General features: G+C 45.1%; 26 protein-coding genes and 1 pseudogene. 14 read left to right on the forward strand and 13 right to left on the reverse strand.

The window, feature by feature from the left end; genetic code table 11:
* Positions 1 to 16: 16 nt before the first annotated feature.
* From H6F74_RS15120 to H6F74_RS15130, 3 genes are all read right to left on the reverse strand, one after another.
* Positions 17 to 685 (reverse strand): DUF6658 family protein, encoded by a 669-nt coding sequence (locus H6F74_RS15120; protein ID WP_190442514.1) that lies wholly within the window; start codon positions 683 to 685, stop codon positions 17 to 19.
* A 93-nt stretch (positions 686 to 778) separates the two neighbouring features.
* Complete coding sequence (locus H6F74_RS15125) at positions 779 to 1,336, reverse strand: DUF6658 family protein (protein ID WP_190442516.1); 558 nt, start codon at positions 1,334 to 1,336, stop codon at positions 779 to 781.
* Positions 1,337 to 1,582: 246 nt separating this feature from the next.
* On the reverse strand, positions 1,583 to 1,723 hold the full coding sequence (locus H6F74_RS15130; protein ID WP_190442518.1) for a hypothetical protein: 141 nt from the start codon (positions 1,721 to 1,723) through the stop codon (positions 1,583 to 1,585).
* Between the two features lie 62 nt (positions 1,724 to 1,785).
* On the opposite strand from H6F74_RS15130, the gene H6F74_RS15135 reads away from it, so the two are divergent.
* Entirely contained in the window at positions 1,786 to 2,751 is a 966-nt protein-coding gene (locus H6F74_RS15135; RefSeq protein ID WP_190442520.1) for a YbhN family protein, read from the forward strand.
* Positions 2,752 to 2,782: 31 nt separating this feature from the next.
* Here the strand turns inward: H6F74_RS15135 and H6F74_RS15140 are convergent, their stop codons facing one another.
* From H6F74_RS15140 to H6F74_RS15150, 3 genes are all read right to left on the reverse strand, one after another.
* Positions 2,783 to 4,075, reverse strand: a complete 1,293-nt coding sequence (locus tag H6F74_RS15140) for a hypothetical protein (protein WP_199301261.1) — start codon at positions 4,073 to 4,075, stop codon at positions 2,783 to 2,785.
* Positions 4,076 to 4,288: 213 nt separating this feature from the next.
* Positions 4,289 to 5,260 (reverse strand): M48 family metallopeptidase, encoded by a 972-nt coding sequence (locus tag H6F74_RS15145; RefSeq protein ID WP_190442523.1) that lies wholly within the window; start codon positions 5,258 to 5,260, stop codon positions 4,289 to 4,291.
* Between the two features lie 198 nt (positions 5,261 to 5,458).
* On the reverse strand, positions 5,459 to 5,782 hold the full coding sequence (locus tag H6F74_RS15150; RefSeq protein ID WP_190442525.1) for a (2Fe-2S) ferredoxin domain-containing protein: 324 nt from the start codon (positions 5,780 to 5,782) through the stop codon (positions 5,459 to 5,461).
* Positions 5,783 to 5,926: 144 nt separating this feature from the next.
* Here H6F74_RS15150 and arsM point away from each other — a divergent pair, with 144 nt between their 5' ends.
* From arsM to H6F74_RS15195, 9 genes are all read left to right on the forward strand, one after another.
* Positions 5,927 to 6,895: an arsenosugar biosynthesis arsenite methyltransferase ArsM gene (gene arsM, locus H6F74_RS15155; protein WP_190442526.1), complete on the forward strand. Its 969-nt coding sequence runs from the start codon at positions 5,927 to 5,929 to the stop codon at positions 6,893 to 6,895.
* Between the two features lie 177 nt (positions 6,896 to 7,072).
* Positions 7,073 to 7,396, forward strand: coding sequence for a metalloregulator ArsR/SmtB family transcription factor (locus H6F74_RS15160; RefSeq protein WP_190442632.1), 324 nt, complete (start codon positions 7,073 to 7,075; stop codon positions 7,394 to 7,396).
* A gap of 123 nt (positions 7,397 to 7,519) precedes the next feature.
* The gene (locus H6F74_RS15165; RefSeq protein WP_190442527.1) at positions 7,520 to 8,572 is read left to right on the forward strand and encodes a PstS family phosphate ABC transporter substrate-binding protein; all 1,053 of its coding nucleotides are present in this window, start codon (positions 7,520 to 7,522) and stop codon (positions 8,570 to 8,572) included.
* 73 nt (positions 8,573 to 8,645) lie between these two features.
* Complete coding sequence (locus H6F74_RS15170) at positions 8,646 to 9,359, forward strand: MIP/aquaporin family protein (RefSeq protein ID WP_190442528.1); 714 nt, start codon at positions 8,646 to 8,648, stop codon at positions 9,357 to 9,359.
* 13 nt (positions 9,360 to 9,372) lie between these two features.
* Positions 9,373 to 9,786 carry an arsenate reductase, glutathione/glutaredoxin type gene (gene arsC / locus H6F74_RS15175; RefSeq protein WP_190442529.1) on the forward strand — a complete coding sequence of 138 codons (414 nt, stop codon included), beginning with the start codon at positions 9,373 to 9,375 and terminating at the stop codon, positions 9,784 to 9,786.
* Between the two features lie 7 nt (positions 9,787 to 9,793).
* Entirely contained in the window at positions 9,794 to 10,267 is a 474-nt protein-coding gene (locus H6F74_RS15180) for a dual specificity protein phosphatase family protein (protein WP_190442530.1), read from the forward strand.
* 87 nt (positions 10,268 to 10,354) lie between these two features.
* Entirely contained in the window at positions 10,355 to 10,990 is a 636-nt protein-coding gene (arsH, locus tag H6F74_RS15185; RefSeq protein ID WP_190442639.1) for an arsenical resistance protein ArsH, read from the forward strand.
* Between the two features lie 147 nt (positions 10,991 to 11,137).
* A complete protein-coding gene (arsS, locus tag H6F74_RS15190) occupies positions 11,138 to 12,139 on the forward strand; it encodes an arsenosugar biosynthesis radical SAM (seleno)protein ArsS (RefSeq protein ID WP_190442531.1) in 1,002 nt (333 codons plus the stop codon).
* A gap of 1 nt (position 12,140) precedes the next feature.
* Positions 12,141 to 12,812 (forward strand): TVP38/TMEM64 family protein, encoded by a 672-nt coding sequence (locus H6F74_RS15195; RefSeq protein ID WP_190442532.1) that lies wholly within the window; start codon positions 12,141 to 12,143, stop codon positions 12,810 to 12,812.
* 333 nt (positions 12,813 to 13,145) lie between these two features.
* On the opposite strand, the gene H6F74_RS15200 is transcribed toward H6F74_RS15195, so the two are convergent.
* From H6F74_RS15200 to H6F74_RS15210, 3 genes are all read right to left on the reverse strand, one after another.
* Complete coding sequence (locus H6F74_RS15200) at positions 13,146 to 14,264, reverse strand: NF038130 family PEP-CTERM protein (protein WP_206756325.1); 1,119 nt, start codon at positions 14,262 to 14,264, stop codon at positions 13,146 to 13,148.
* A gap of 300 nt (positions 14,265 to 14,564) precedes the next feature.
* Complete coding sequence (locus H6F74_RS15205) at positions 14,565 to 15,797, reverse strand: LL-diaminopimelate aminotransferase (RefSeq protein WP_190442534.1); 1,233 nt, start codon at positions 15,795 to 15,797, stop codon at positions 14,565 to 14,567.
* Between the two features lie 66 nt (positions 15,798 to 15,863).
* On the reverse strand, positions 15,864 to 16,190 hold the full coding sequence (locus tag H6F74_RS15210; RefSeq protein ID WP_190442535.1) for a thioredoxin family protein: 327 nt from the start codon (positions 16,188 to 16,190) through the stop codon (positions 15,864 to 15,866).
* A 304-nt stretch (positions 16,191 to 16,494) separates the two neighbouring features.
* Here H6F74_RS15210 and H6F74_RS15215 point away from each other — a divergent pair, with 304 nt between their 5' ends.
* Together H6F74_RS15215 and H6F74_RS15220 are read left to right on the forward strand one after the other, a co-directional pair.
* Positions 16,495 to 17,361 carry a hypothetical protein gene (locus H6F74_RS15215; RefSeq protein ID WP_190442536.1) on the forward strand — a complete coding sequence of 289 codons (867 nt, stop codon included), beginning with the start codon at positions 16,495 to 16,497 and terminating at the stop codon, positions 17,359 to 17,361.
* A 136-nt stretch (positions 17,362 to 17,497) separates the two neighbouring features.
* Positions 17,498 to 18,378 (forward strand): annotated as a pseudogene (locus tag H6F74_RS15220) (IS982 family transposase).
* A gap of 312 nt (positions 18,379 to 18,690) precedes the next feature.
* Here the strand turns inward: H6F74_RS15220 and H6F74_RS15225 are convergent.
* The 3 genes from H6F74_RS15225 to H6F74_RS15235 form a co-directional block, all read right to left on the reverse strand.
* On the reverse strand, positions 18,691 to 19,470 hold the full coding sequence (locus tag H6F74_RS15225; protein WP_190442537.1) for a PspA/IM30 family protein: 780 nt from the start codon (positions 19,468 to 19,470) through the stop codon (positions 18,691 to 18,693).
* Positions 19,471 to 19,716: 246 nt separating this feature from the next.
* The gene (locus tag H6F74_RS15230) at positions 19,717 to 20,475 is read right to left on the reverse strand and encodes a PspA/IM30 family protein (protein ID WP_190442538.1); all 759 of its coding nucleotides are present in this window, start codon (positions 20,473 to 20,475) and stop codon (positions 19,717 to 19,719) included.
* Positions 20,476 to 20,617: 142 nt separating this feature from the next.
* Complete coding sequence (locus tag H6F74_RS15235; protein ID WP_190442539.1) at positions 20,618 to 21,919, reverse strand: hypothetical protein; 1,302 nt, start codon at positions 21,917 to 21,919, stop codon at positions 20,618 to 20,620.
* 161 nt (positions 21,920 to 22,080) lie between these two features.
* Here H6F74_RS15235 and H6F74_RS15240 point away from each other — a divergent pair, with 161 nt between their 5' ends.
* Together H6F74_RS15240 and H6F74_RS15245 are read left to right on the forward strand one after the other, a co-directional pair.
* Positions 22,081 to 22,647, forward strand: a complete 567-nt coding sequence (locus H6F74_RS15240; RefSeq protein ID WP_190442540.1) for a DciA family protein — start codon at positions 22,081 to 22,083, stop codon at positions 22,645 to 22,647.
* Positions 22,648 to 23,200: 553 nt separating this feature from the next.
* On the forward strand, positions 23,201 to 23,515 hold the full coding sequence (locus H6F74_RS15245; RefSeq protein ID WP_190442648.1) for a hypothetical protein: 315 nt from the start codon (positions 23,201 to 23,203) through the stop codon (positions 23,513 to 23,515).
* A gap of 198 nt (positions 23,516 to 23,713) precedes the next feature.
* Here H6F74_RS15245 and menB read toward each other — a convergent pair whose 3' ends face one another.
* Positions 23,714 to 24,547, reverse strand: coding sequence for a 1,4-dihydroxy-2-naphthoyl-CoA synthase (menB, locus tag H6F74_RS15250; protein ID WP_190423705.1), 834 nt, complete (start codon positions 24,545 to 24,547; stop codon positions 23,714 to 23,716).
* Positions 24,548 to 24,617: the final 70 nt, after the last annotated feature.

A 24,617-nucleotide genomic window follows, 5' to 3' on the forward strand; every position in this document is an offset into this window, starting at 1 on the left:
TTAACTCTAGAGGCTGCTAATCAATAGCATTAACCGCTTTATCTACAGCCCGTTTGGCACTGTCAAGTACGTTTTTGCCTGCGTCTTTGCTATTGTCCTTAACGTTGTCAGCTGCCCGCATTGCTTTTTGATTCACTTCTGAGGCATTTTGCTTAACGTCATCAGCTGCGCGCGCTGCTGACTTATTCGCGCCAGAGAGTGCATCCTGAGCATTGTCCTTGATATTCTCAATACCCCGCTGTGTTCCCTTAGAGAAATCACGAGCTGATTTTTGAGCTTTGTCGCCAGCATCTTCGGCATTTTCGTTCACATTCTTACCGAAATCTCTGGCGTTTTCACCCTTCTTATCAAGTATCCGCTTGGTGTTTGTTCCTACATCTTCAGTTTGGTCAATGACGTTGCGCTCAGTTTTGTCTATCAGACCTTTGGCTTTTGTTTGTGCCTCTGAGAAGTCGGCTCTGGGATCTACATCGCTATAGTCGTTCATCCCGCCTTTGTATTCAGACGTTACGGCACCTGAAGGAACTTCATGTCTTATTTGATCTGCGGTTTTGGGTGAGGCTGGGGTTTTTGCTTGCGCTCCACCATTGCAAGCGGTGCTAACAAACATGATGATTACCGACAATAAGACGGTAATGATTTTGCCCAGATTGATGCTTTTAATTCGTGCAATTATTCTGTCCATAGAAAAGCTCCTTTTTTTGTAGAGTTAATAGTTGTTAGCAACAGAATTTTAGATTTTGAAATGATTGCTTTTTCAAAATCTAAAATTCTGAGTTTACTTGTGCAAAGCGGGGTTGCTTTGGGCTTCTGGTCTTGCACCAGCCTCATCCGCCTTTTCTGTGACAAATTCGGTAGCTTCTTTGAACGTTTCCCCAACTCTCTCCAGACGATTTTCCACTCGTTCACCTAAGTCTGGATTACGCTGATTTAGCCCACCGGGTTCAGGCTGCACGAAATCTTTGGCGGTTTTTATTGGTAGTTCGTTCTCTTTTGCTATTCTACCCGCTGGTGTCTCTGCGCCTGGGTAAAGTATTTCAGAATCTTTATTGGTGGCAATTAGTTGATTGAATGTGTTAATCTCAGCGCGATTTGGCTTGGCTGTTTGATTTTTTACAGATGGATCGGTAGACATTTTGTAGTTTGTGTAGCCATCTCCACCATTTGAGTGCGGGTTGTTGTTACCTCCCATTTGCACCGGAGGATTACTTGGACGCGCACCTAAATTGTCACCGTTATTGCAAGCTGTGCTTACCATGAGCAGCACGCCTGCGAAAAAGATGGTCAATATTTGACCAAAGCGTAGTTTTTTAAAGAAAGTAGTTAAGTGTTTCACACACCGCCCCCAACAATTTTTACCAACTGTTGTAATTAATACAAATAGCAGCGCGATCGCTCATCTAGCGAAGGTCACATTCTGGCAGCGACTGCAAGCCAATCGTATCTAACTCTAGAGAGATTCACAAGAATTAGCCAAAAGTGCGTATCTAGTTGTCAGCAGCGCCCCTAAGAAAGCTAAATCGCTGTCTTAGTATAGAACTTGGCTGATTTATCGCTCTATTGGAAGTATAGTTGCCAACGCCTATTTGTGAGGTTGTGGAGAAATTAGACCATTAGCTAGAGCATAAATAAGGTCTATAGTTCGCCAATGCTTGCAAAGTGTAACGATGACTTTGCGATCGCTACCTGTTTCCAAAATCACATTCTCGCTACCAATCCCCACCCGTTACGCTCTTACCCTAGGATCAGGTATCTGCTGCAACTGACCACTCAATTTAGAAGCCCATGAAAAAAATTTGGTCAACTCTAAAGCCATACTTGCGCTGGGTAATTCTCGGCGCGACGCTGTTTTTTTTAGCGAAAGCTCTGAAAGACAACTGGCGAGAGGTTGCAGCAATTCACATTACTGGTAACGGATGGGCTTGTTTAGCGATCGCGTTTTTAATTACCTTACTTGCTCACACTTGGTCTGGATGGGTGTGGAGTTGGATTCTGCAATCCTTCCGCCAACCTGTTCAACCCCGATGGGTAATCCAGGTTTATCTGAAAACCAACCTTGCTAAATATTTACCAGGAAATGTCTGGCATTACTACGGGCGCATCGTGGCGGTGACATCGCATGGTGGCTCTTTAGGTGCAGCAACTCTCAGCGTGGTACTAGAACCTCTGCTGATGGTTGCGGCGGCTTTACTAATTGCTTTGATAGGTAGTCAAGCCCAAAATTGGGGCTTGCAAGTTCTCAGTTTGGCTGTCGTTTTGCTTGGGGTTCATCCCCGGATTTTGAACCCACTGATGCAGTTGGCGAGCAAGTTGAAGGGAAAAAGAAAAATACAGCAACCCACAAGTCCACAAGCAGAGGGGATAGGATTCCCACCCCCCAATCAAGAGTCCCCAATTCAACAAAAAGAAACTTCTTTTCGGCTAGAACGCTATCCCCTGTTACCATTGTTGGGAGAAATTGGCTTTTTATTATTGCGCGGTACTGGCTTTTTGTTTGTTATGCAGGCGCTTGTGGCTATCAATTCCAGTCAGATACCAATGCTGTTAAGTGCTTTTAGTTTGGCGTGGCTTTTGGGCTTAGTTGTACCAGGCGCTCCTGGGGGGATTGGGGTATTTGAAGCAACTGCTTTGGCACTATTGAGGCAACAGTTTTCTCCCGCTATTCTCATTAGTGTCGTTGCCTTGTTCCGCATGGTAAGTATTTTGGCGGAAGTAGCCGCTGCGGGACTAGCATCGTTGGTGAAAAATTAAAAATGGGGATTGTTCATTTTTAATCTTAAATTTATTCATCTGTTATTGGAGGCTCTGCGATCGCCTCATTCGCTGCTTCTAGCTCGGCATTCATTTTCAATTGAGAAAAAACCCGGTATACCTCCACAGGTTTATCCGACTGATATTCTTTTCTATGTTCTTGCATTTTTATTAAATTGTATTGCACATTCTCTCCATAAATCGCAAATGTTATATTGAATATCTCAAAAAAACTAATCACCCACTTGCAATCTTCTTCTGGATAGTCCATATAATACTGAATTAATTTAGCAATGCAAGTTTCCAAATGTGTGCGAGAATTTTTTGAGATTAAAATAACTTTTAATAACACAATCACCAAAGTTAAGGGATTCCCCTGAGACATCAACAAACCAAATAACGGCGATGGTTCTTGATGGTTTTCAGTTGTTAAATACTCGATAACCCGATTACAGGTTCGGAGCATTATCGCATCATTTAAGACGTTTTCGTTATGAGTATTATATAATCTGTCTAACTTTTCAGATAATTTAGTTCTCAGAACTTCGACAAAATTTGGGTTTTGTACTGAAAAAATTAAGTATTTTTTTAAGCTTTGCTTAAAATCTTGATAGGGAAGTTCTTTCGTTTGTTGTTTAAAAATATTGGCCAGATTTTCATAACTGAATGGCCCTCTTTTGGCGACAATTGCCTTGATAAGACGCAGAACCTCATCTCCCAAGCTAGTCGGGTTTTTCGGCAATTGTTCTCTACCTATCGCCGATTGCGATCGCGCAGTATACATCGCCAGATCAAACTTAAACTTGTCTTTTAGTTCTTGCGATAGCACTCTCGCAGCTTCCCGCTGTTCCACGGGGTTTTTGAGATCAGCATACTGAGGTACTAATAAATAAGAAGTATAGCGCTGGCTCCAGTGGAAGTTGTCACTATCTTCGTATCTCGCAGCAAATAACTTTAACTCTTGATAGTCTTTGCTTTTAATAAAATTTGCTAGCCAAAGTCTCAGTCTACTTAAATTATGAGACAGAGTTTTTTTGCTAATTAGCAAATTATCAAATGAATGAATTAACTCTTTTATAGAGTTATAGTTTCTGGTTGTCTCCCAATTATTAATGAGAATATAACAAGACCGCTTCAGTGTATTTCTAAACTCCTCCTCGTTATTAGAAAATATAATTTCTGACAGCGATTTTATTGCTGTAGCATTAACAGGATTAGTATCATAATAAATAAATAATCTCTTAAATTCCAGCAAAACATCTTCTGGAGGCCAGTGCTGAACGATCTCCAATAAGAACCGATATATCATGTCTTGACTAGGCAAAATTTCGCGCTCTGACTGATTAGAGTTGACGCGAGCCTTAGTTTGATACCCATCTGATAGAAGATCCCCGATCATTCCAGCACTTTAGGACTATTGAGTCCTTCCTTAGAGTATGAAAAGAGAAAGTAAATAGCACCCGTCGTCACAGAGTAATTGCAGTTTATCCTATTTGCTCTGGCTGCAATAGCCAGAGTTGAAAATAATTTTCAACTGCTAGGGATCTTGCGATCGCGACCTAAAGCGGTTAATTTCAGCTTGTAATTCCTCAAGTTGACGCCGCAGTGCTTCCACGTCATCAACTGGTGCTTCCGAGGGAACATTCACCGCTCCCGACGCTCCTTTACGCTGGTAATTCCCCCTACGAATTTGACCATACTCCTCGGATGTTGCCCAATTTCGCAAGTGGTAGACACGTTCAACTGTAAATGGGTGGGTAACAAACCAGCCTTGACCTCCGTTATAAAGTAAAAATTTGTACACTTGATTTAGTCCATCTTGATCAAGTTCTTGATACCTCTCTGATTGGCGAATAAATTCATCTAAACTTGCTTCATTCACATAACGCATACTCCCACCTGAGAGTTTCATCATTTTGTTCATTACTGGATTAATGTCATCCATTACTAAAAGAGCTGCCCTATCTGCTGATAATTCAGCTTTTCGGCTCCATTCATAAAACGCCAAAATTAAGCCACTGCTTAGCAAATTGCTAAATCCAAATGTCGCATTACCGATATAGTTAATTGTTCGCAGCGCCCAAATCGCCATTTGAGTTAAAGTCGTATGACCGCATTTAAGATGTCCTAATTCATGAGCAATTACTGCTCGAATTTCTACTTCGTTTAGCAGGTCTAAAAGACCAGAATTTAAGATAATAAAAGGGCGTTCTTCTCCAATTGCTCCAGCGTTAGCCTCTGGAGTTTGAGAGATGAACAACAATGGCTCTGGGTAAATGTCCAAATCGCGTACACATTCCCGAAATATCCCGTAGATGGTGGAATACTGGCGCGGCCCCACCTGAATGCTATTCCCCATCTGATAGACAAACTGCGGACGCTCAGAGAAAAATTCGACAAACTTGCGAGCCGCAAGGTCAAATCCAGGTACGCTGCGTAAAGTTTCCTCGGCTTGTCGGTCGAGGGGGTGTCTAAATGCTTCGCTGGAAATTCCGGTATAAGTAGGCATACTAATCAAATCTTATACAGCATTCTACTGAAACTATGAAAGCTTACCAATAAACTAATCAGGTCTTGATCTACATTACATTTAAACGCGATTACGGATGCAGGCAAACAGCCCCAAAAATATCTTTAGAAGCAAACAACCAGTTAACCCCTGAAAAAAAATCATAGTCAGAAGTTACTATATGTAGCATAAATAACCTTAAAAAGTTATTTGCATATGAATTCTAGGGTTGAGCTTGGCTTCTATCGGCTGGCCCCCTTTTAAATGTTGTTCAACAATAGCCGCTACATCCTGGGGTTGAACTCGGCAGTACCAAGTTTCTTCTGGAACGATCCGCACAGTAGGGCCACAGCTACACTGTCCTTGGCAACCGCTCCCCTTTACCGTAACTCCTGGTACTTCCTGAGCCTCAAAAGCGGCTAACACTTGGGCGGAGCCATGTGCTAGACATGAGCGGTACTGGCAAACAAATAGGCAACGCTGCTGTTGTTCTAAAGAATTTTCTGGTGTAATATTTTCCAATTTCCCCTGTCCGCTCTTGTGTCCCGAATGATTATTGATCCATATTAACTTCACCCTACTCGTTCAGTAGGGACAGGTTTTGCTAGTGTTTGAAAGGAGTCTAGCGTCTTTCTCTTGCAAATTGCTAGAAAAGGGAACATTTTAATGAGCTATCTTGAAACCGCTGCTGAATTTTATGGGGAAGTGGCACAGACACCAGAAGTTGGTTTATGCTGCGTTCAAAGCAGTCCGCTACAATTACCAGGACTGAAAATTCCGCCCCAGATGCAGGAGATGAATTATGGCTGCGGCACTACTGTCCATGCGGCGGAACTGGCTAACTCTCCGAGTGTGCTATATGTGGGTGTTGGCGGTGGCTTGGAAGCGCTGCAATTTGCCTATTTTTCTCGACGAGTTGGTGGGGTAATTGCCGTCGATCCAGTCGCAAAAATGCGCGAAGCTGCTGCTAGGAACCTGAGAATGGCTTCTGCCCAAAACGCCTGGTTTGACCTCAGTTTTGTAGAGATTCGGGAAGGCGACGCTTTCGCCTTACCAGTACCAGATGCCTCTGTGGATGTAGTTGCCCAAAATTGTCTTTTTAATATCTTTGAACCCGCCGACTTGAATAAGGCGCTTCAAGAAGCGTATCGGGTATTAAAACCGGGTGGAAGGCTGTTAATGAGCGACCCGATTGCTACTCGTCCAATTCCATCCCATCTTCAGAAAGATGAAAGGTTACGGGCAATGTGTTTGTCTGGTGCTATGACTTACGAACAGTATACTCAGCAACTAATTGATGCTGGGTTTGGTCAGGTGGAAATTCGCGCCCGTCGTCCATATCGGCTGCTGGATTCTGCTACTTACGGTTTGCAGGAACCTTTGCTTTTGGAAAGTTTGGATTCTGTCTCTTTTAAAGTTCAAATTCCTGAAGATGGTGCCTGTATTTTTACAGGAAAGACAGCAATTTATGCTGGCTCTGAAGAGTTTTTTGATGACTCAAATGGGCATATACTTCAGCGTGGCATTCCAGCAGCCGTGTGCGATAAAACAGCGGGAAAACTGGGAGGATTAATGCCAAATGAAGTATTAATTACTGATTCAACTTGGCACTACATTGGCGGCGGTTGCTGTTGATATAGACTGCAAACATATTCCGAATCCCTCCCCAGCCTGGTTGGTTAACGGGGAGGAAACTTTTCTTTTCTTGTGAGCAGGCGTAAGCTGGCTAACAAAGCTTGGGAGGCGATCGCATCCGCCTTATTGGTTGGTGCAAGGTTTAGGATAGCTAAAGAGTCGTTTCAACAGAACTTGATGGTTAACTTAAAGGCGATCGCACCAGCTTCCATTTCTTCTAGTTTTCATGCTCTGTCTGACCCCCTGCGGCTTCAAGTCATAGATTTGCTGCGATCGCAAGAGCTATGCGTGTGCGAACTTTGCGAGAAATTAGGGGTTACGCAGTCTAAACTCTCTTTTCACCTGAAAACACTTAAAGAAGCCGAACTCGTGCGATCGCGTCAAGAAGGGCGCTGGATTTACTACAGCCTAAATCTCCCCCAATTTGTCGTCTTGGAGCAGTACCTCGCCGAGTACCGTACAAAAGCTGTGATGTTGCCTGCTCGCTCCTGCCCTGACTAGCCTTCACCCATCAACTTTTTTAATAAGGTTATTGTCCCCGCCGCTTTCACTGCTACTTGACAAATCAAGTTTTTTTGAAATGATATAGGTGTACCCCTAAAATATGTAATCGGGGGGAGGGCAATGGACATAACAGCAAAGGGTTCGGCTATCCGGCTTGGTATTCTTGCTTTGACAGCTAGTGTCGCTGCCACACTTTCCTCATGTACTTCAGCCCCATCCGCGCAGCAAAATCAGAGCAGTGCTTCAAGCAACGGAGCAGTTAAAATTGATGGTTCTAGCACGGTTTTTCCGATTACGGAGGCAGTAGCCAAAGAATATAAATTAAATAAAAATGGCAAAAGCGAAATACAAGTCGCCTTCTCCGGAACCAGCGCTGGATTTAAAAAGTTCTGTGCTGGCGAAACAGACATCAGCAACGCCTCGCGCCCCATCCTCACCAATGAGATAGAAGCTTGCCGCCAAGCTGGTGTGCGTTACATAGAATTACCTGTAGCCTATGATGCCCTCACCGTCGCGGTTCATCCCCAAAATGATTGGGCAAAGGACATCACGATTGCAGAGTTGAAAAAAATATGGGAACCAGCAGCCCAAGGAAAAATTACCAGTTGGAATCAAGTTCGGTCTTCTTGGCCTAACAAACCGCTTAAACTGTATGGTGCAGGCGGTGAGTCTGGTACATTTGACTACTTTACAGAAGCAACAGTCGGTAAAACCAGAGCCAGCCGCACTGACTATACAGCCAGTGAAGATGATAACGTTCTAGTGCGAGGAGTTGGCACAGATCCAAACGCTTTGGGTTACTTTGGATACGCTTATTACGAAGCTAACCAAAATAGATTAAAAGCTTTAGCGGTTAACAGTGGCAATGGATCGGTGCTTCCTGCACGTCAGACTGTAGAAAACGCTCAGTATCAACCCCTTTCTCGGCCGCTTTTAATCTACGTTAATGCTAAATCTGCTCAAAACAAACCGGAAGTCCAAGCTTTTGTAGAATTCTACTTAAAAAATGCGAACCGATTAGTTAACACTGTAGGCTACATACCTTTACCTGAAGAAGGTTATCACATTGGGTTTGTCCACTTTGAAAGAGGAAAAGTAGGGACGGTGTTTGCTGGAGAACAGAAGCTAAATCTGACAATTGGTGAGTTGTTACGCCAAGAAGCAAAGTTTTAATTTTAGGACATTGGTAATAGGTGATCAGTCAATTATCAATTACCTATTACCTATTACCAATCCCCCATTGAGAATGGCTTTGAAATCAAATTCAAAATTTTTTTTGTGGAAATCAGTTTCCCATTGCTGGCGAGAGACGGTGGCGGAAGGCATTGGCAGTTTTGTTTTAGTCTTTGCTGGGACTGGCGCTGTGATGGTTAATCAAATCAGCAATGGGGCCATTACTCATCTCGGCATCAGCTTTGTATTTGGGGCAGTTGTTGCTGCTTTAATTTATACGCTGGGACATATTAGCGGCGCTCATTTTAACCCGGCGGTGACGCTGGCTTTTTGGACAAGTGGCTTTTTTCCTAAGCGGCGAGTGCTGCCTTATATTTTGGCGCAGTCATTGGGAGCAGTTTTCGCCTCAGCTTTACTGTTAATAGCTTTGGGGCGCGTAGCTAATCTGGGTGCAACTTTGCCGCTAGAGGGGAATTGGCTGCAATCTCTGGTGCTGGAAGCAGTGCTGACATTTATATTGATGTTTGTGATTTTTGGTTCTGGGCTAGATCGCCGCGCCCCGATTGGCTTTGCTGGATTGGCGATTGGCTTAACTGTGGGGTTAGAGGCGGCGTTTATGGGGCCGATTACGGGAGCGAGTATGAATCCCGTAAGGTCATTTGGCCCCGCTTTGGTTGGCGGAATATGGCAGCACCATTGGGTTTATTGGGTGGCACCGATTTTAGGGGCGCAATTAGCGGTGCTAGTGTACAGGCAACTTTCCAACGGATTTCGGGATATTCAGTAAGCGAGGAAACGAAATGAAACGTGTCATGTTTGTGTGCAAGAAAAATTCTGCCCGTTCCCAAATGGCGGAAGGCTTTGCAAAAACGCTGGCTAAGGGAAAAATTGAAGTGATTAGCTCTGGATTAGAAGCCTCTCAGGTTAGACCGGAAGCGATCGCAACCATGAAAGAAATCGGCATTGACATTACCAATCAACACTCTAAACCCCTTAGCGACTTCAAGGCTGAAGACTTTGATGTGGTAATTTCCCTGTGCGGTTGTGGCGTTAATCTTCCGACAGATTGGGTACTTCGGGAAGTCTTTGAGGATTGGCAGCTTGACGATCCGGCTGAACAACCTGAAATTTTCCCCAGAGTGCGTGATGAGATTAAAGAACGGGTGACTCAACTCATTGAATCGCTCAAGGAAGAAGCAACACCTGTTGGATAAGGTTCCAATGACAAACCAAACACCGATAGAGCAACCAATTCAACCGATTTTAGAGAACCTGTGGTGGGTAATTCCAGGCAAACTAGCAGGTGTTCGTAAGCCAATGGCAGAGGAACTGACCGAACTACAGGCTGCGGGCGTTGGCGCGATTGTCTCTGTTATGGATGACCCTTCCAACCTAGATTTGTATCACCAAGCAAACATTCCCCACCTCTGGTTGCCAACCAAAGGCGGTACCCAACCCAGCCGGGAACAGGTTGAAGAATTACAAAACTTTGTTGACAGTCAAAATCGCCAAGACAAGGCTGTTGCAGTCCATTGCACCAGTGGGAGACGACGGACGGGAACGATGCTGGCTTCTTACCTGATTTGCACTGGCTCGTCTTATAACGACGCAATGCAGACAATTGAGAGTGCGAACTCCGAAGTCGAACTGCGGGAAGCCCAAAGCGCCTTTTTGCGAGATTTGGCAGGAAGATAAGCCTTACACACAATCCCTCTGTAGCGCTGGGGACTCTTTAGATATAAGCGCCCAAGTTTGGACAAAGCAGGTTCTTCAGCAAAAGTTATCCTTGTCATGACAACTTTCGATCATCCACCCAGAATTTTATTCTTGTATGGCTCTTTAAGAGAGCGTTCTTACAGCCGTTTATTAGCAGAAGAAGCCGCCATAATCATCCAGGGTCTTGGTGCAGAAACCAAATTTTTTGACCCGCGTGAATTGCCGATTCACGGCAGCGTAGAAGCTGACCATCCGAAGGTTCAAGAATTGCGGAATCTAAGTTTGTGGTCTGAAGGACAAGTTTGGTCTAGTCCAGAGATGCACGGGAATATTACTGGCATTCTGAAAAACCAAATCGACTGGATTCCCCTAACTTTAGGGGCAGTCAGACCAACTCAAGGTAGAACTTTGGCAGTCATGCAGGTCAGCGGTGGTTCTCAGTCGTTTAACGCCGTCAATACTATGCGAATCTTGGGACGCTGGATGCGGATGTTTACCATCCCGAATCAGTCTTCAGTTGCAAAAGCTTACAACGAGTTCAACGAAGACGGGACGATGAAGGATTCCGCATATCGCGATCGCGTTATCGACGTAATGGAAGAACTTTACAAGTTTACGCTGCTACTCAGAGATCAAGTAGACCACCTCACCGACCGCTACAGCGAACGCAAGGAAAAAGAAGCCAAGCTGCTTCAGATGTAATTTCATACCACAGCTAGAGGGCAACAAGTCTAGCTGCGAAATACTGTTTTTCAAAACCCGTAATCTCAAAGATTACGGGTTTTTCAACTACTCAGCTACAAAATAGAACAGTATGATCGGGAGAGAACAATAAATTTTTGTTAAGAAATGCTCCAGATTCAATCAAATCAACCAAAAATAACCCAATTTAAAGAAAAAATCGGACTTCCTCTAAGTAAAAGCAAAATCAGTGTTTTGCAAATCAATTTAGGAAAGCGCTGCAATCTTGCCTGTACTCATTGCCATGTGGAAGCAGGGCCAAAACGCACCGAAGAACTCACCCCAGAAGTTTGCAATCAACTGATTGAAGTCATATATAAATTTCCCGAACTCAAAATAGTAGACTTGACGGGCGGCGCACCGGAAATGAATTATGGTTTCAAGCCATTGGTAGAAGCAGCCAGAGAAAATGGCAAACAAGTAATTGTCAGGTCTAACCTCACGATTTACTTTGAACCAGGGTTTGAAGATATCCCTGAATACTGTGCCAAACATCAAACAAGAATTGTTGCTTCTCTGCCCTGTTATCTGGAAGACAATGTTGATAGAATGCGTGGAAACGGGGTTTATGACGCTTCAATTCGGGCGCTGCAATGGTTGAATAAGTTGGGTTATGCCCAAGACACAAATTTAATCCTAGATTTGGTGTTTAACCCGCAAGTGCCGCAAACAGAAAAATTTTCTTTAACTCCTAATCAGAGTCAGCTGCAAAAAGATTACAAAGATTTTTTGAAAGAACATTTTGAGATTGAATTTAATAACCTATTTACGATTACGAATTTACCGATAGGGCGAGTGCAGCAGCATTTACAACGTAAGCAGCTATACACCCCGTATTTGCAGTTTTTAGAGGCTCATTTCAATGGCGATACAGTTGAAAATTTAATGTGTCGAAATGAACTTTCAATCGACTATATGGGCAATATTTATGATTGCGACTTTAACCAGATGACAAATATTCCAGCGAAAACTCGCACAGGTGAAACGCTGACGGTAGCTAAGTTGCTGGAAGCTGGAAGGTTAGACTTAATAGACGAGATACAGACGGCACCGTATTGTTACGGTTGTACGGCTGGGAGTGGTTCTAGTTGCGGCGGTGCTTTAGTGTGAAATGATAAATCGGTCGCCAGTCAAATTGCTCAAAAATCCGCGATTTTGGATAGCGATCGCGCTGCTATTTTTCCTGCTGCTGTGTATCTTTAGCCCGTTGAAAGTTTTGTTCGATCCAACTGCTCTCACTCAGCAGATAAAAAGCTGGGGGAATTGGGGCATCTTTTTGTTTCTTTTAATTTTCACCGCAGCAACGGCGGTAGGGATACCTGGAGTGATGTTTCCCATTGTTGGTGGTGCCGTTTTTGGCTTAGTTTGGGGAACGTTTTGGTCTACCGTGGGCGCTACACTGGGAGCGATCGCTGCTTTCTGGACTGCACGTTATCTGTTGCATGACTGGGCAAAACGTCGATTTGGCGAACATCCAGCCTTGATGCGGTTTAATCAAGCGATCGCCCGTCAACCTCTAACTTTTGTGTTAGCGGTGCGTTTTGCGCCAATTTCGCCCTTCACCGTCGTCAATTTTCTCTTTGGACTAACACCGATTAACTGGGTTCCGTATGCAGTCGGCACCTTTTTAGGAATTATCCCTGGAATGATAGCTTACGTCTGGGTGGGAGCCACGGGAGAGTCGGTTTTGCGGGGAGGCGATCGCTTCCCTTTTTTCTTAGCATTGAGTTTCCTTGCCTTACTCTCCTTCCTACCAATTTTGGCTAGGAAAAAAAAGCCTTAACTTTTCATAGGGAAGTTCTATATAGCAGCCCTAAATGGTTCGTGAACGCGAGATACCGGACTTCTTTAAGAAGTCCGGTATCTGAAGGGTGGGTATCTCACAATCCTATTTGAATTTTTATATCTTCCTGCAAATATATCTATAGGGACATGGCATTGCCATGTCCCTACCAAGGTGGCGAAAATAAAACAACCGCGATATATTCCACCCAACTGAGAAACGTGGCGTGGGCTTTCGTAGATTCTGAGTTGTTGTCTTAGTAAACAACTGAACTACAAAAGCCCTTTCTATTTTTGGCGAAGGTATTGTTTAAAGCAATCGATATCGCAAAAACTAAGCTTTTTTCAACATCTTACGCTTACCAACCAAGAAACCACCCACAGAAATTAAACCTAACATGGCAGAAGGTTCAGGTACAGACTCAGATGGGGGTAGCTGATACGTCCGGTTCCAGCTGTAAATGGCAGTGTGAGATGTAGTATCGCTAACAGAAGCGTCCGCAGCAAAAGCGCCAGAATCTATTGCTGAGAAGCCGAAAGCATAATCAACCACGCCATTGAAGGTTACTTTGGCAATCTCACTCATTTGGAAGAATTTGCCTTGTTGGACTGATTTTGTGGCTAAAGCGACTATAGCTTGATCCAGAAATATATTACCTGTGGCGTAACGAGCATCATTTTTTGGCTTTAGATAATTCGGGTTGGGAATTGGCTGCCCAAAAGTAGGGTTAGGTATTGTCTTTCCATTTTGACGAATGGTCTTTATGGGATTTGGAATAGTCTGTCTGGTATCTATATAAAGTCCAGCCCGATCCAAGTGTCCCACCAGGTCAATTTGTAATTTACCAGTTTGGTCATCCAGTGCCACAGCGCCGACGTTAGGATCTCCAGCACTGTACAGACCTTTTGTTTTCAGCGTATCCAGCATCAAATTATATTGATCCGCAGTCGGTGAGGCTGGTAGCAGGGAACCGTAAGCGCCGAGGAAGCCGTCTAGCCAGCCTTTTGCCAGCTTCTCATCTTGCCAGTCTTCTTGTACGACAGTCTCGACTTTAACTGTGTTTTTTCCTAGATTGGCAGTGAATCCAACTCTTTGAGGGTTTTCACTTCCATACCAAAACTCAACGTTGGTGGCGGCGCTGTCATCGGTTAAAGCTTGAGTTGCTTTATTAATGTCATCTCTGGTGATGTCATTTAAAAGTTGCCTTTCAATCCCATTGACAGTTTTATATTGAGTATCTCCAAAAAGGTAGGTCTGAACTTGGGGTTTGTCCTGGTAAGTGCTGAACTGAATATTACTAGGCTTGAGTGTTGTAGCGAAGGCTGGGTTAGATGCGATCGCGCTTACACCTACAACCGAGGCACTAATTAATAGTTTCTCGATTGCCTTTAGCATACGGGTTTGCTTTGATAATTCCTGGTTGTTCAGTTTCTTGGAAGAACCTATTAACATGACTTGACCTTTTTAAAGTTAACTACGGTGGGATATAGCCTGTCTGAGGATTTTCACTTTGGACGTGGGTTTTTCCTCACACCGGAGTTGCTTTTGTCTGCACTCCCCTCGGCGAGGATTTCTCTCACAGGTCATCTCAATTGTAGAAATTCCCAAAGCTGAATAGGCAAATTTAGCGTGAACTATTGTCACGCCTGAGTAAAGAATTAAACAGATTTTTACTAGCTATTTACCAGTATTAATACGTGAGTACGTAGACTGGTTTTAACTCGAAAATAATGACTATTTATTTACGTGTAATTACTTGCGTAAAAACAACGATGCCCGTTCCACCGCAGTTTGCAAAATTGCTGGGTTGTGTACCAGGGCGAAGCGCACATAACCTTCCCCAGATTTCCCAAACCCGGCACCGGGGGAAGCAGCAACACCAGTAGTTTCTACTAGCTGGGTGCAAAATCCGATGGAATCGTTTGCCCAAGGTTCGGGCAACTTAGCCCATACGTACATGGTGGCACCTGGGGTAGGAACTTCCCAGCCAATGCTGTGAAGCGCTTTAACAAAGGTATCCCGACGTTGGCGAAAAGTTTCAACTGCTGCCTTGACACCTTCTTGCGGGCCATTAAGGGCAGCGATCGCGCCATTCAAAATTCCCCCGTATTGGTTAAAATCAATTGCCGCTTTTACCTGACGCAAAGCGCGAATCAGTTGAGCATTCCCAATTGCGTAGCCGATGCGGAAGCCGCCCATATTGTAGGACTTGGACATGGTAAAAAACTCAATCGAGACGCTTTTATCCGGGTCGGCTTGCAAAATAGAAGGCACAAGGGAATGGGTATTTGGTAATTGATCCTTCTTTTCCCAGCCCCCAGTTCCCAGTCCCCAGTCCCCAGTCCCCTCAAATATTAGATCGGCGTAAGGAAAATCGTGAACCAGCACGAGATTATGCTGCTGGCAAAAAGCAACTGCTGACTGAAAGAAAGATAAAGGCGCGATCGCAGTCGTAGGATTATGGGGATAGCTCAATACCATCATCCGCGACTCTTGCAAAACTGGCAGTGGTATTTCTTCAAATACGGGCAAAAATCCATTTTCTGCCCGTATTGGCATCGGATAGATTTGGCCGCCAGCCAAGTACACTCCCCCAGCATGAGAAGGATAACCAGGGTCAAGCAATAAGGCAAAATCCCCCGGATTCAGTACCGCTAAGGGTAAATGGGCGGTGCCTTCCTGAGAACCAATTAGAGGCAGCACTTCAGTTTCTGGATCGATAGGAATACCGTATTTCTGCGTATACCAGTTAGCAGCGGCTTGACGAAAAGCTTGAGTTCCGTGAAAAAGTAAGTAGCCGTGGGTACTCTGGTCAGATAGAGATTGCGCGATCGCATCGATGATATGAGCCGATGTCGGTAAATCAGAAGAACCCAGCGACAGATCAATTATCTCCTGTCCAGCTGCCCTAGCTTTTGCCTTCGCCCGATCCATATCAGCAAAGACATTTGATTGCAGTGGTTGTAAACGCTTGGCAAACTGCATATTTAATCCTTTGTCCTTTGCTAATAGCTAATGGCTTTTAACAATTAGTCATTAGCTATTAGTCATTTACAAGTGAGTTTCCAGCATACTCATCAATGCCTGTTTCCCAATGGCTCCCTCGTGAGATTCAATCACCTCACTGTCCTTAAACAGCCTGAGAGCTGGCAGACCTTCCACTTTGTACTTTGCCACAGTTTCGGGATTGGGGTCGCTTTCCATCTTCACGACCTTGAGGCGATCGCCATAAGTATCGGCAGCTGCTTGCACTGTTGGCGATACCAGGCGACAAGGGCCGCACCAAGCAGCCCAAAAGTACACCAATACGGGCTGTCCTGCTTTCAGGACTTCCGTTTCAAATTCGGTATCTGTAATAGAAATAACACTGCTGCTCATCGCAACCTACCATCTAACACTATTTTGATTGCACTAACCCATTAGGCAGGTATCAACCCTGCGGCTTGCTGTTTATACAATAGACCGAATTTTACCCTGAAAAAAGTACAGGCGGTGTTTTCTGGTCTGTGGCAGTTTCACTTGAGCCAAGGAAAGTACATACTAGCCCGCTTCTATCGCTCAGGGTAGAGTCATTGCGCCTACATTTATTCTAATTTTTGGATAGTCAAGCTTGTTCAGCGCCGAAAATAGCTGCTTTAAAATTCATTATTAAAACGACGCAATGTTCTTTCCAAGAGTTTGTTTGACACTTGCCAAGGCGTTTATTTACACATTTCCTGTGACTTTACTTGCTCTGTTGCCTGATGGGGCAATAGCGGTAAGCTTGTCTGGGGATAGCGATTCGCCTAATACTCCACGCACTGCGATCGCGTTATTCACTGGATTCGGCGAAGACCCTGCTAATCCGCAGACCGGTTTGAATATACTTAATACCCTATTACAGAACCAGTTTGGGGGCAATTCTGCTCGATCATTCGACAGCAGAGTTTTTACATACGCGCAGTCAAGCGACGCATTAAACTATCTCCAAAGTTTCGATAACCTTAGTTCTATAGGCATAATCGGATACAGCTTAGGCGGAAATGCAGCGTCTGTGTTTGCTAAAAATTTTCCAGCACCCCAGCCAATTAATCTGCTAGTTCAAATTGATTCCGTGGGTATTTCTGATGATAAAGTACCGGACAATGTGAGCAAGGGATTTAATTATTTTCAGCGGAATCCCAGCTATCCCGGCGGCTCTTTAACACAAAAAGTTATAGAAAGGGCAGTAACGCCAGCGGTACAAAAGGATGTTAAAGGTGCCGACAATATAAACGTTGAAGAACTGTTCAACGACCAAAACATTGTTCACCTCGGCATTGATAATGACGTGCGTTTGCATCAACTAATTGCCAACAATGTCAATGATTTTTTAATTAATCCTTTGACTCCTGTTCCTGAAGCCACTTTTGCTTTTAGACAAAGTAGTTTTAGTAACCAAGCTAGTGTTTCAGCCGTCGAATCTGTACCCGAAGCTTCTACTACATTAGGTGTTGTAATGTTTGGTGCTTTCGGTGTTGGTTCATTGCTAAAACGCCAACAGCAACAGAAAGATAAGGTTGATAATTAATAAGTTTTCATCTCCAGTCCGAGCCTGGGGATGATAGTAACAAAATATAAAATTTTAGTTAACCTGAGTTCGGGATAAGGAGGGGACAAGCGAGTAAGCTAAAAGTCATCACACAACAGCTTTACAGGCTCGTCCCATGCTTAGTCTAGAAGAACTTTTTTGCTCTGTCGATGATTTCTGCCTTCTTTTTGAACCTTTGTGGCATAAACAACTGATGAGGGATGCACTCAAACATCGCCACCGCCATCGTCAACTGTGCCTGAGCGAAATTATGACCATCGAGATTGCATTTCATCAATCTCATTACCGGAATTTTAAAGCGTTTTACCAAGAGAAGGTACATGGACAGTGGAGTGCAGCTTTTCCCAAGTTGGTGAGTTATCAACGCTTTGTAGAATGGATGCCTTCCACCCTGATTCCTTTAAGTATCTATCTACACAGTTGTTTTGGTCAGTGTACAGGTGTGTCTGTAATGGACTCGACCAAGATTGCGGTCTGTCATAACCGACGAATCAAAAGCCACAAGGTGTTCAAGGATATCGGCAGGCGGGGTAAGACTTCTGTAGATTGGTTCTTCGGCTTTAAACTACATCTGGTTTGTAATGACCAAGGGGAACTGCTGAATATCGCTGTCACTGCTGGCAATATAGATGACCTATTGCCTGTGCTGACTCTACTCAAAGGGTTGTCTGGTAAGGTGGTGGCTGACCGAGGCTATATATCGCAAAAGTTGTTTGAGCAGCTATTAACCCAGATGGGGATTCAACTGATTACTAAGCCGAAGCGCAATATGAAGAATAAGCTGATGCCACTGATAGATAAGCTGCTTATCCGCAAACGCGACCTAATTGAGACAATTACCCTTCCAATTGAAAAACATCTCTCACATTGAGCATTCTAGGCATCGCAGTCCGGTCAATTTCTTGGTAAATTTGGTCTGTGGATTAATTGCAAGAATGCCATCAGCCTAAGAAGCCCTCTCTCAATATCAATGCGTTTTTCCTTCCTTCTGCTTAACCCGAACTCAGGTTTAGTTAGGGAGGGTGGAATCGCGCTTAACTTAAGCCCTGAACTAAAGTTCGGGCTGAAAGCTCAAACCTGTTAAAACAGGTTCAAATCAATATTTAGCAAGCATTTGAGTTAAAACAGGTTCAAATCAATATTTAGCAAGCATTTGAGTCCGTTTTAACGGACTTTGGCTTTGAGCCGGAAATTTATTTCCCGGCTCTTCAGGTAAGAAACCCAAGATTATAAAGCAAAAGTTGGGTAACGCGATCGCATTACCCAACCTAAAATATGACACTTTTAGCGTCTCAGTAAAGCCTCAGCTTAGAGGTTATCCAGTTGCTTTTTCAGGTCTTCTAACTCGTTATCAACTGCTGCATTAGATGGCGACGAGGTAGAAGTTGGTTTAGCTGCTGGTAGTGCGCCTCCTGATGCCGTTGCAGGGCCCAAAGACATCTGAGCTTTCAACGCCGCCAATTCATCATCAACGTCATTGCCGGATTCCAGCATGGCAAATTGCTCATCTAAAGCATTGCGATTTAGATCTTGCGCTGACTCGGAACGGGCTTCCAGTTCCAAGACTTTTTCTTCCATGCGCTCGAAGGCTCCCATTGCGGTGCTAGTTCCCAAGCGTCCCACGGTGTTTTGTAGCTGCTCGTTAGCTTTGGCAGCTTGCGCCCGTGCCTTAAGCATATCCTTCTTGGTCTTGGCTTCAGAAATTTTACTTTCTAGAGCAATTAAGTTGCGCTTGAGGGCATCCACCTGAGTCGTTTGCTGATCCAGGCTAGTTTTCAGGGTGCCAGCAGTTTCGGCGTGTGTCTTCTTGCGTACCAGCGCCTCTCTAGCAAGATTCTCATCGCCTTTTTGGATAGCTAGCTGAGCGCGTTGCTGCCAGTTGTTTGCTTCAGTTTGGGCTTGGTTATACTGTTGCTGAGTCCGTTTTTGAGCGGCAATGGATCTGGCAACTGCCTGACGCAACTGCACCAGGTCTTCCTGCATATCGATGATCGACTGCTCCAGAATCTTTTCTGGGTCTTCAGCCTTGCTCACCACGTCGTTTAGGTTGGCTCGGACGACTCGGCTAATGCGATCAAATAATCCCATGACGCTGTTTATCCTCTTGGCGTGTACTAAAGTAGGTATTTTGCAGGCTCTATGGAGTAGAAAAGAGCAAGTTCAATTTAGTAGATCAGTTTTTCCGTTGGTTGTGCTGTCGGCAATTCTTGGTAACACCATTTCCAGTCTAGGGTGGTATGCAAAAATGACTCACGCAACCTTTAGGAATTGTTAAAGACCGATCGCTTTTCTTTCTAGTCTAGAAACTTCACAACAAAATCGGTAGCTTCCAGATCAAGAACTTTCCAACTGGGAGCGAATTTTTTGTAATTCAGGATCTAAGCTAGGATCTGAGTTGGCACTTTGAGTAGACGGCAATTGCGGTGTCTGGGTGCCTTGACCGAGTTGAGCTTTCATGGCGGTTAATTCGGTGTCGATTTCACCAGCATCTTCCAGCGTCAGAAATTTCTTTTGCAAATCGTCAGTTCCGAGTTCAGCGATCGCTTCACTTTGTGCTTCTAGTTGCAAAACTTTATCTTCCATGCGCTCGAAGGCGGTCAGGGTACTGGTCGTATTCACGCCGCCGATCATTTCGTTAATTTTCGCACTAGCTTGGGCAGAACGAGCGCGAGCGATGTACATATCTTTTTTGGTTCTGGCTTCAGAGATTTTTGCTTCTAGCGATCGCATATCTTGTTTGAGCCGATTAACCATCTGGCTTTGCTGGTCTATTTGCTCGCGCATTGCCTCTGCTGTTTCTTGATAGCCTTTGCGCTTGGTCAAAGCTTGTCTGGCTAAGTTCTCGTCGCCTTTAGAGAGTGCTAGTTGGGCGCGATCATACCATTCAGAGGCGGTGTTTTCCGCTTGAGAGTATTGCCGCTCAGTGCGTTTTTGAGTAGCGATCGCTTGAGCCACAGCTTGGCGCAGTTGAATCAAATTCTCCTGCATTTCCAAAACCGTTTCTTCCAACACTTTTTCTGGATCTTCCGCTTTTCCAATCAAATTGGTAATGTTGGCTCGAATTACTCGCAGAATGCGGTCGATCAATCCCATCTCAAGTCTCCATTCACGACGCTTGGATTTAGTGTTGGTGGCTCTCCGGTCGGCTACTGAATAATCAAGACATTAGCGATCGCGGACACGGTAGAAACGTTAACTGAATGCTATGTCACCTACAAAGCTTGCCACCTCCAGCTTAAGGCTGATAGACCGATGCAGAAATCCCTTGTTTTTCAAGTTCTGTCACCAATGTTTTAGCCTCAGAATCTTTTTTAAAGGCTCCCAGATAAATTTGGGTTCCTTGCGGTGACATATAGGCATCGGGTACAACTTTCCGCGCCTGCTCAAAGGAGGATGGCCCGTTGTATTTCACAACCACATAGTAGAACCCTTCCGGATTCGGTGGGGCAGGTTCCGTTACAGTTGGGGAAGCGCTTGGTTGTGCCGGAGGAATTGTGGCAGCAACAGGCGATCGCGCGGGCAATACTGGTAGAGGGGCAGGAGGTTTAACTGGCACTATAGCCCCAGTTCCTGACGGCACACCAGTAGTAGATTCAATAGCAGGAGGATTGGGTAACGGGGCAATCGGTGGCACCGATACTTGAGGGCTAGGTACTGCCACCTGAGGCGTTCTTGATGATGAACTGGGAGTAGGTTTCAACGTACTCAGCGTGTCCAAATTCAAGTCCTTAAATTCATCCGATGAAAGGTCTGGCCCGTTGGGTTTCCCTGTATCGGTTGCTGGTGAGGCATTAGTTTGGGGAGTCGTTGCTGTCGGACTTTGAGCCACAGTGGGGGTGGATGGCTTCCAGAATCGATCTAGTCCCAGAGAACTCAGAGTAGATGGATTTGTCACCACATAGCCCAGCATCGCTGTGGAAAACAGCAAAAGCAACAGGGAACCAACCCCCAAGGGAGTAAGAATATTGTCCAGAAAACTACGTTGTGACCGAGCTGCCGCTTCTTCCTGTGCAAGGCTTCGCAGCAGTTGCTCGGAAGATTCCAGATAGTCATCCGGCTGGATAGTAGTTGCTGCCTGGTCGATAGGTTCCGGCGGTACTGGCACCTCTGGTGGTGCTGCTTCCGGCGGTCTAGGAATCGCTATATCTGAGGCGGCGGCTAAGTTAAAAGACGGCGCTGCTGCGCTATGTGACTCTATCGGCTCCTTGTGTGTTTGCTCAACTGCCTTGATTTCCTGTGCTGCCAGTGGTGGTTCGCTTGCTGGCGTTGCTGGGGTGGAATACGCCTCTTTTGGAGCTGGCGATGGATTCCTGCCGCCCGTGGCGTTTACGGAAATCATGTCGATGGGTTTGCGAACCTGGTTGTGACCCATGCCACGATTTGGCGGCACGCCCCGCCCTGCCCGTTCGCGCCGATATCTGGATAATTCCTCTTCTAGATGCACGTCGAGGCTGCCCAGAGCCGCCTGCAAGGCTGGGTTGATGGACTGGGCTGAAGAGGAGCGACTAGAAGATTCAACCGAATGACCTTGACTCATAGCTGTTGCAACTGACGAATCTTGGAGAGCTGCTTTGCCTATTCATTAGACGCTTTTTTCGGCTTCTAGGCAACCGTAACCGTAATTTGTTCTCTGTCGTTAGTTCGGTACGATCAAACCTGATGGCTGATTATTCTGCCATTTAACTCCGGATTACAACAATGTCTTTTAAATCTCTTAACCATATCTTAGACAGTATCGAAAATCAGGCGGCGTGGCAGGCTCAACAAGAATTTAAGCGTTTGCTCAAGTGTTGGCCTGAGGTGGTGGGAGTGGCGGTGGCAGCCCAGACGCGACCAATTTCGATATCGCGAGGAGTGCTATCGGTTGCAACGAGTGGTGCTGCTTGGGCGCAAACTCTTACTTTTGAGCGTCAGCGGATTTTGCAAAAGTTGAATGCTAAGTTGAGCAGCCAGTTGGTGGATATTCGCTTTTCGACGGCTCAGTGGCAGAACAAATCTGTCTCTAACCGCTCTCCCTATGCTGAGGAACAATCTGTGACTTGGCAAGAGCATCCCAGTCGGGTTGAGGGGATGTCTTCGGCAGCATCTAGCGAGAAACCTGAGCTAAAAGAGCCAAAAGCTGCTTTTCAACATTGGGAATCGGTAATGCGGGAGCGATCGCATCTCTCACCTCTTTGTCCCCAGTGTCAGTGTCCCACACCCCCAGGTGAACTCCAGCGCTGGAACGTTTGCGCTCTGTGTGCCGTCCATAAATGGCAACGCTAGTTTTCCCCTGCTATGTTTTTTTTGTTTTAAATGTAACTGCTCAAGTAACCCTGAGCAGTTACATTTGTTACTCTTAGGTGCTGCTACCGCTTTATGTACCGTCTCTCTTGCATTCCGCCTACTCCCAAAAGTAAGATAATGAGCGTGATCGCGATCGCACCATTTAACGCTAATGCCTACTTAAACATCTAATTTCTACATCAAGTATTCTTTGTCCCAATTAGTCACTTCAATTAAGCGTTTTTCTGCCCCTGTTTGAAATTAAATTAGGTTTCTTCTTAAACGCATACCCCTAACGTTTGTCTTGATCCCCATCAGGTTTGTATTTAAATCAGTATTATTACCTAAATTTTATATTCTGATTGAAGAGCCTATTTATTTCTGTTTATGTATGTTTATCACAAGAAAATTAAGAAAATATAAAGCCGTTTTTTGGAGCGGGGATCGTAGAACACAGGCAGGATAATAGATTGCTTGATTCAGGGTTCTTTGACCGTTTATAGGGAATTTTAATATAAGACATAGAAGAAAAAATTCCCTCAAGAGGATTCCCATGAAGACTGAAAATTCTATGACTTCTGCCTGCCGGTATTGTCAGTATTACAAGCCGGAGGGACGACGTGGTGGTGTTTGTCAGCAACTTGGGGTACCAGTTCGAGCTAGCTGGATAGCGTGTTCATTAGCGCTAAAAGCCTTTGCTCCTTCATGGGAAAGTTTGGAAGGAATTATGCGCTGGCAAGATGAAAATTTGCGGGTGCAGCAAGCAACCTCATCGAAATGCGTGATCGCTTGTTCTCAGCAACCAAGCGAGGAGCAAGAGAACGTCTCTACTGACCAACAGCCAGTAGATGATGCACTGCTTGTGTGATTAAACTGCCATTCGCAAGCTATCCCAAGCAGGATATCTTGATAAATATATACGCCATAGAAAATAAATATTACCTCTTCCAAAAGTCGCACTTTTTTAAACAAAAGTGCGACTTTTGATTTCATAGGTTGGAGGTACTGGTGTCAGTTAATGGTTCATTGCTCTTGTGGGGCAAACCATTAACTATGCAATACACTATTAGGGCAACCAAGGGTATTTACGGAAATCAGGCGATCGCTTTTCGAGAAACGCCTGCTTCCCCTCGGCTCCTTCCTCGGTCATGTAATAGAGTAAGGTGGCATTACCAGCAAGTTCTTGCAACCCCGCTTGACCATCGCAGTCAGCATTAAAGGCAGCTTTGAGACAGCGAATCGCAATCGGACTTTTTTCTAAAATTTCGCTAGCCCACTGGATACCTTCCGTCTCCAGATGTTCCACTGGCACAACGCAATTTACTAAACCCATTTCCAACGCCTGCTGTGCGCTGTACTGGCGGCAGAGAAACCAAATTTCTCGCGCTTTTTTTTGTCCGACACACCGGGCGAGGTAGCTGGCACCAAATCCACCATCAAAGCTACCGACTTTCGGGCCAGTTTGCCCAAAAATAGCATTATCTGCGGCGATGGTAAGGTCGCAAATCAAGTGCAAAACGTGTCCCCCACCAATAGCGTAACCAGCTACAAGGGCGATTACAACTTTGGGCATCGAACGGATCAGGCGTTGCAAATCGAGGACGTTGAGGCGCGGGATGCCATCATCATCCACATATCCAGCTTGACCCCGCACGCTTTGATCGCCACCAGCACAAAAAGCGTATTTGCCATCTGTGTGAGGGCCAGCCCCGGTAAATAAAACTACGCCGATGCTGGTATCTTCACGGGCATCGCAGAAAGCATCGTAAAGTTCAAAAACAGTTTTGGGGCGAAAGGCGTTGCGCTTGTGGGGGCGATTGATGGTAATTTTGGCGATGCCGTCTGTTTTGTGATATAGAATGTCTTCGTAAGTTTTGGCGGTTTGCCAGTTAGGTTGCATAGAGGATATTAGGGACTAGGGACTGGGGACTGGGGACTAGGGAACAAGTTATGAGTTAGGAATTAATAGT

This window comes from Trichocoleus sp. FACHB-90, assembly GCF_014695505.1.
Taxonomy (GTDB): Bacteria; Cyanobacteriota; Cyanobacteriia; order Cyanobacteriales; family FACHB-T130; genus Funiculus; species Funiculus sociatus.

Excerpts from the sequence above, each read along its gene's own strand:
- H6F74_RS15120 (WP_190442514.1), bottom strand. The coding sequence starts at position 685 with ATGGACAGAATAATTGCACGAATTAAAAGCATCAATCTGGGCAAAATC.
- arsC (WP_190442529.1), top strand. The coding sequence starts at position 9,373 with ATGAAACGTGTCATGTTTGTGTGCAAGAAAAATTCTGCCCGTTCCCAA.
- H6F74_RS15145 (WP_190442523.1), bottom strand. The coding sequence starts at position 5,260 with ATGCCTACTTATACCGGAATTTCCAGCGAAGCATTTAGACACCCCCTC.
- H6F74_RS15170 (WP_190442528.1), top strand. The coding sequence starts at position 8,646 with ATGGCTTTGAAATCAAATTCAAAATTTTTTTTGTGGAAATCAGTTTCC.
- H6F74_RS15210 (WP_190442535.1), bottom strand. The coding sequence starts at position 16,190 with ATGAGCAGCAGTGTTATTTCTATTACAGATACCGAATTTGAAACGGAA.
- arsM (WP_190442526.1), top strand. The coding sequence starts at position 5,927 with ATGAGCTATCTTGAAACCGCTGCTGAATTTTATGGGGAAGTGGCACAG.
- H6F74_RS15195 (WP_190442532.1), top strand. The coding sequence starts at position 12,141 with ATGATAAATCGGTCGCCAGTCAAATTGCTCAAAAATCCGCGATTTTGG.
- H6F74_RS15240 (WP_190442540.1), top strand. The coding sequence starts at position 22,081 with ATGTCTTTTAAATCTCTTAACCATATCTTAGACAGTATCGAAAATCAG.
- H6F74_RS15225 (WP_190442537.1), bottom strand. The coding sequence starts at position 19,470 with ATGGGATTATTTGATCGCATTAGCCGAGTCGTCCGAGCCAACCTAAAC.
- H6F74_RS15165 (WP_190442527.1), top strand. The coding sequence starts at position 7,520 with ATGGACATAACAGCAAAGGGTTCGGCTATCCGGCTTGGTATTCTTGCT.
- H6F74_RS15205 (WP_190442534.1), bottom strand. The coding sequence starts at position 15,797 with ATGCAGTTTGCCAAGCGTTTACAACCACTGCAATCAAATGTCTTTGCT.
- arsS (WP_190442531.1), top strand. The coding sequence starts at position 11,138 with ATGCTCCAGATTCAATCAAATCAACCAAAAATAACCCAATTTAAAGAA.
- menB (WP_190423705.1), bottom strand. The coding sequence starts at position 24,547 with ATGCAACCTAACTGGCAAACCGCCAAAACTTACGAAGACATTCTATAT.
- H6F74_RS15245 (WP_190442648.1), top strand. The coding sequence starts at position 23,201 with ATGAAGACTGAAAATTCTATGACTTCTGCCTGCCGGTATTGTCAGTAT.
- H6F74_RS15160 (WP_190442632.1), top strand. The coding sequence starts at position 7,073 with ATGGTTAACTTAAAGGCGATCGCACCAGCTTCCATTTCTTCTAGTTTT.
- H6F74_RS15230 (WP_190442538.1), bottom strand. The coding sequence starts at position 20,475 with ATGGGATTGATCGACCGCATTCTGCGAGTAATTCGAGCCAACATTACC.
- H6F74_RS15200 (WP_206756325.1), bottom strand. The coding sequence starts at position 14,264 with ATGTTAATAGGTTCTTCCAAGAAACTGAACAACCAGGAATTATCAAAG.
- H6F74_RS15135 (WP_190442520.1), top strand. The coding sequence starts at position 1,786 with ATGAAAAAAATTTGGTCAACTCTAAAGCCATACTTGCGCTGGGTAATT.
- H6F74_RS15180 (WP_190442530.1), top strand. The coding sequence starts at position 9,794 with ATGACAAACCAAACACCGATAGAGCAACCAATTCAACCGATTTTAGAG.
- H6F74_RS15235 (WP_190442539.1), bottom strand. The coding sequence starts at position 21,919 with ATGAGTCAAGGTCATTCGGTTGAATCTTCTAGTCGCTCCTCTTCAGCC.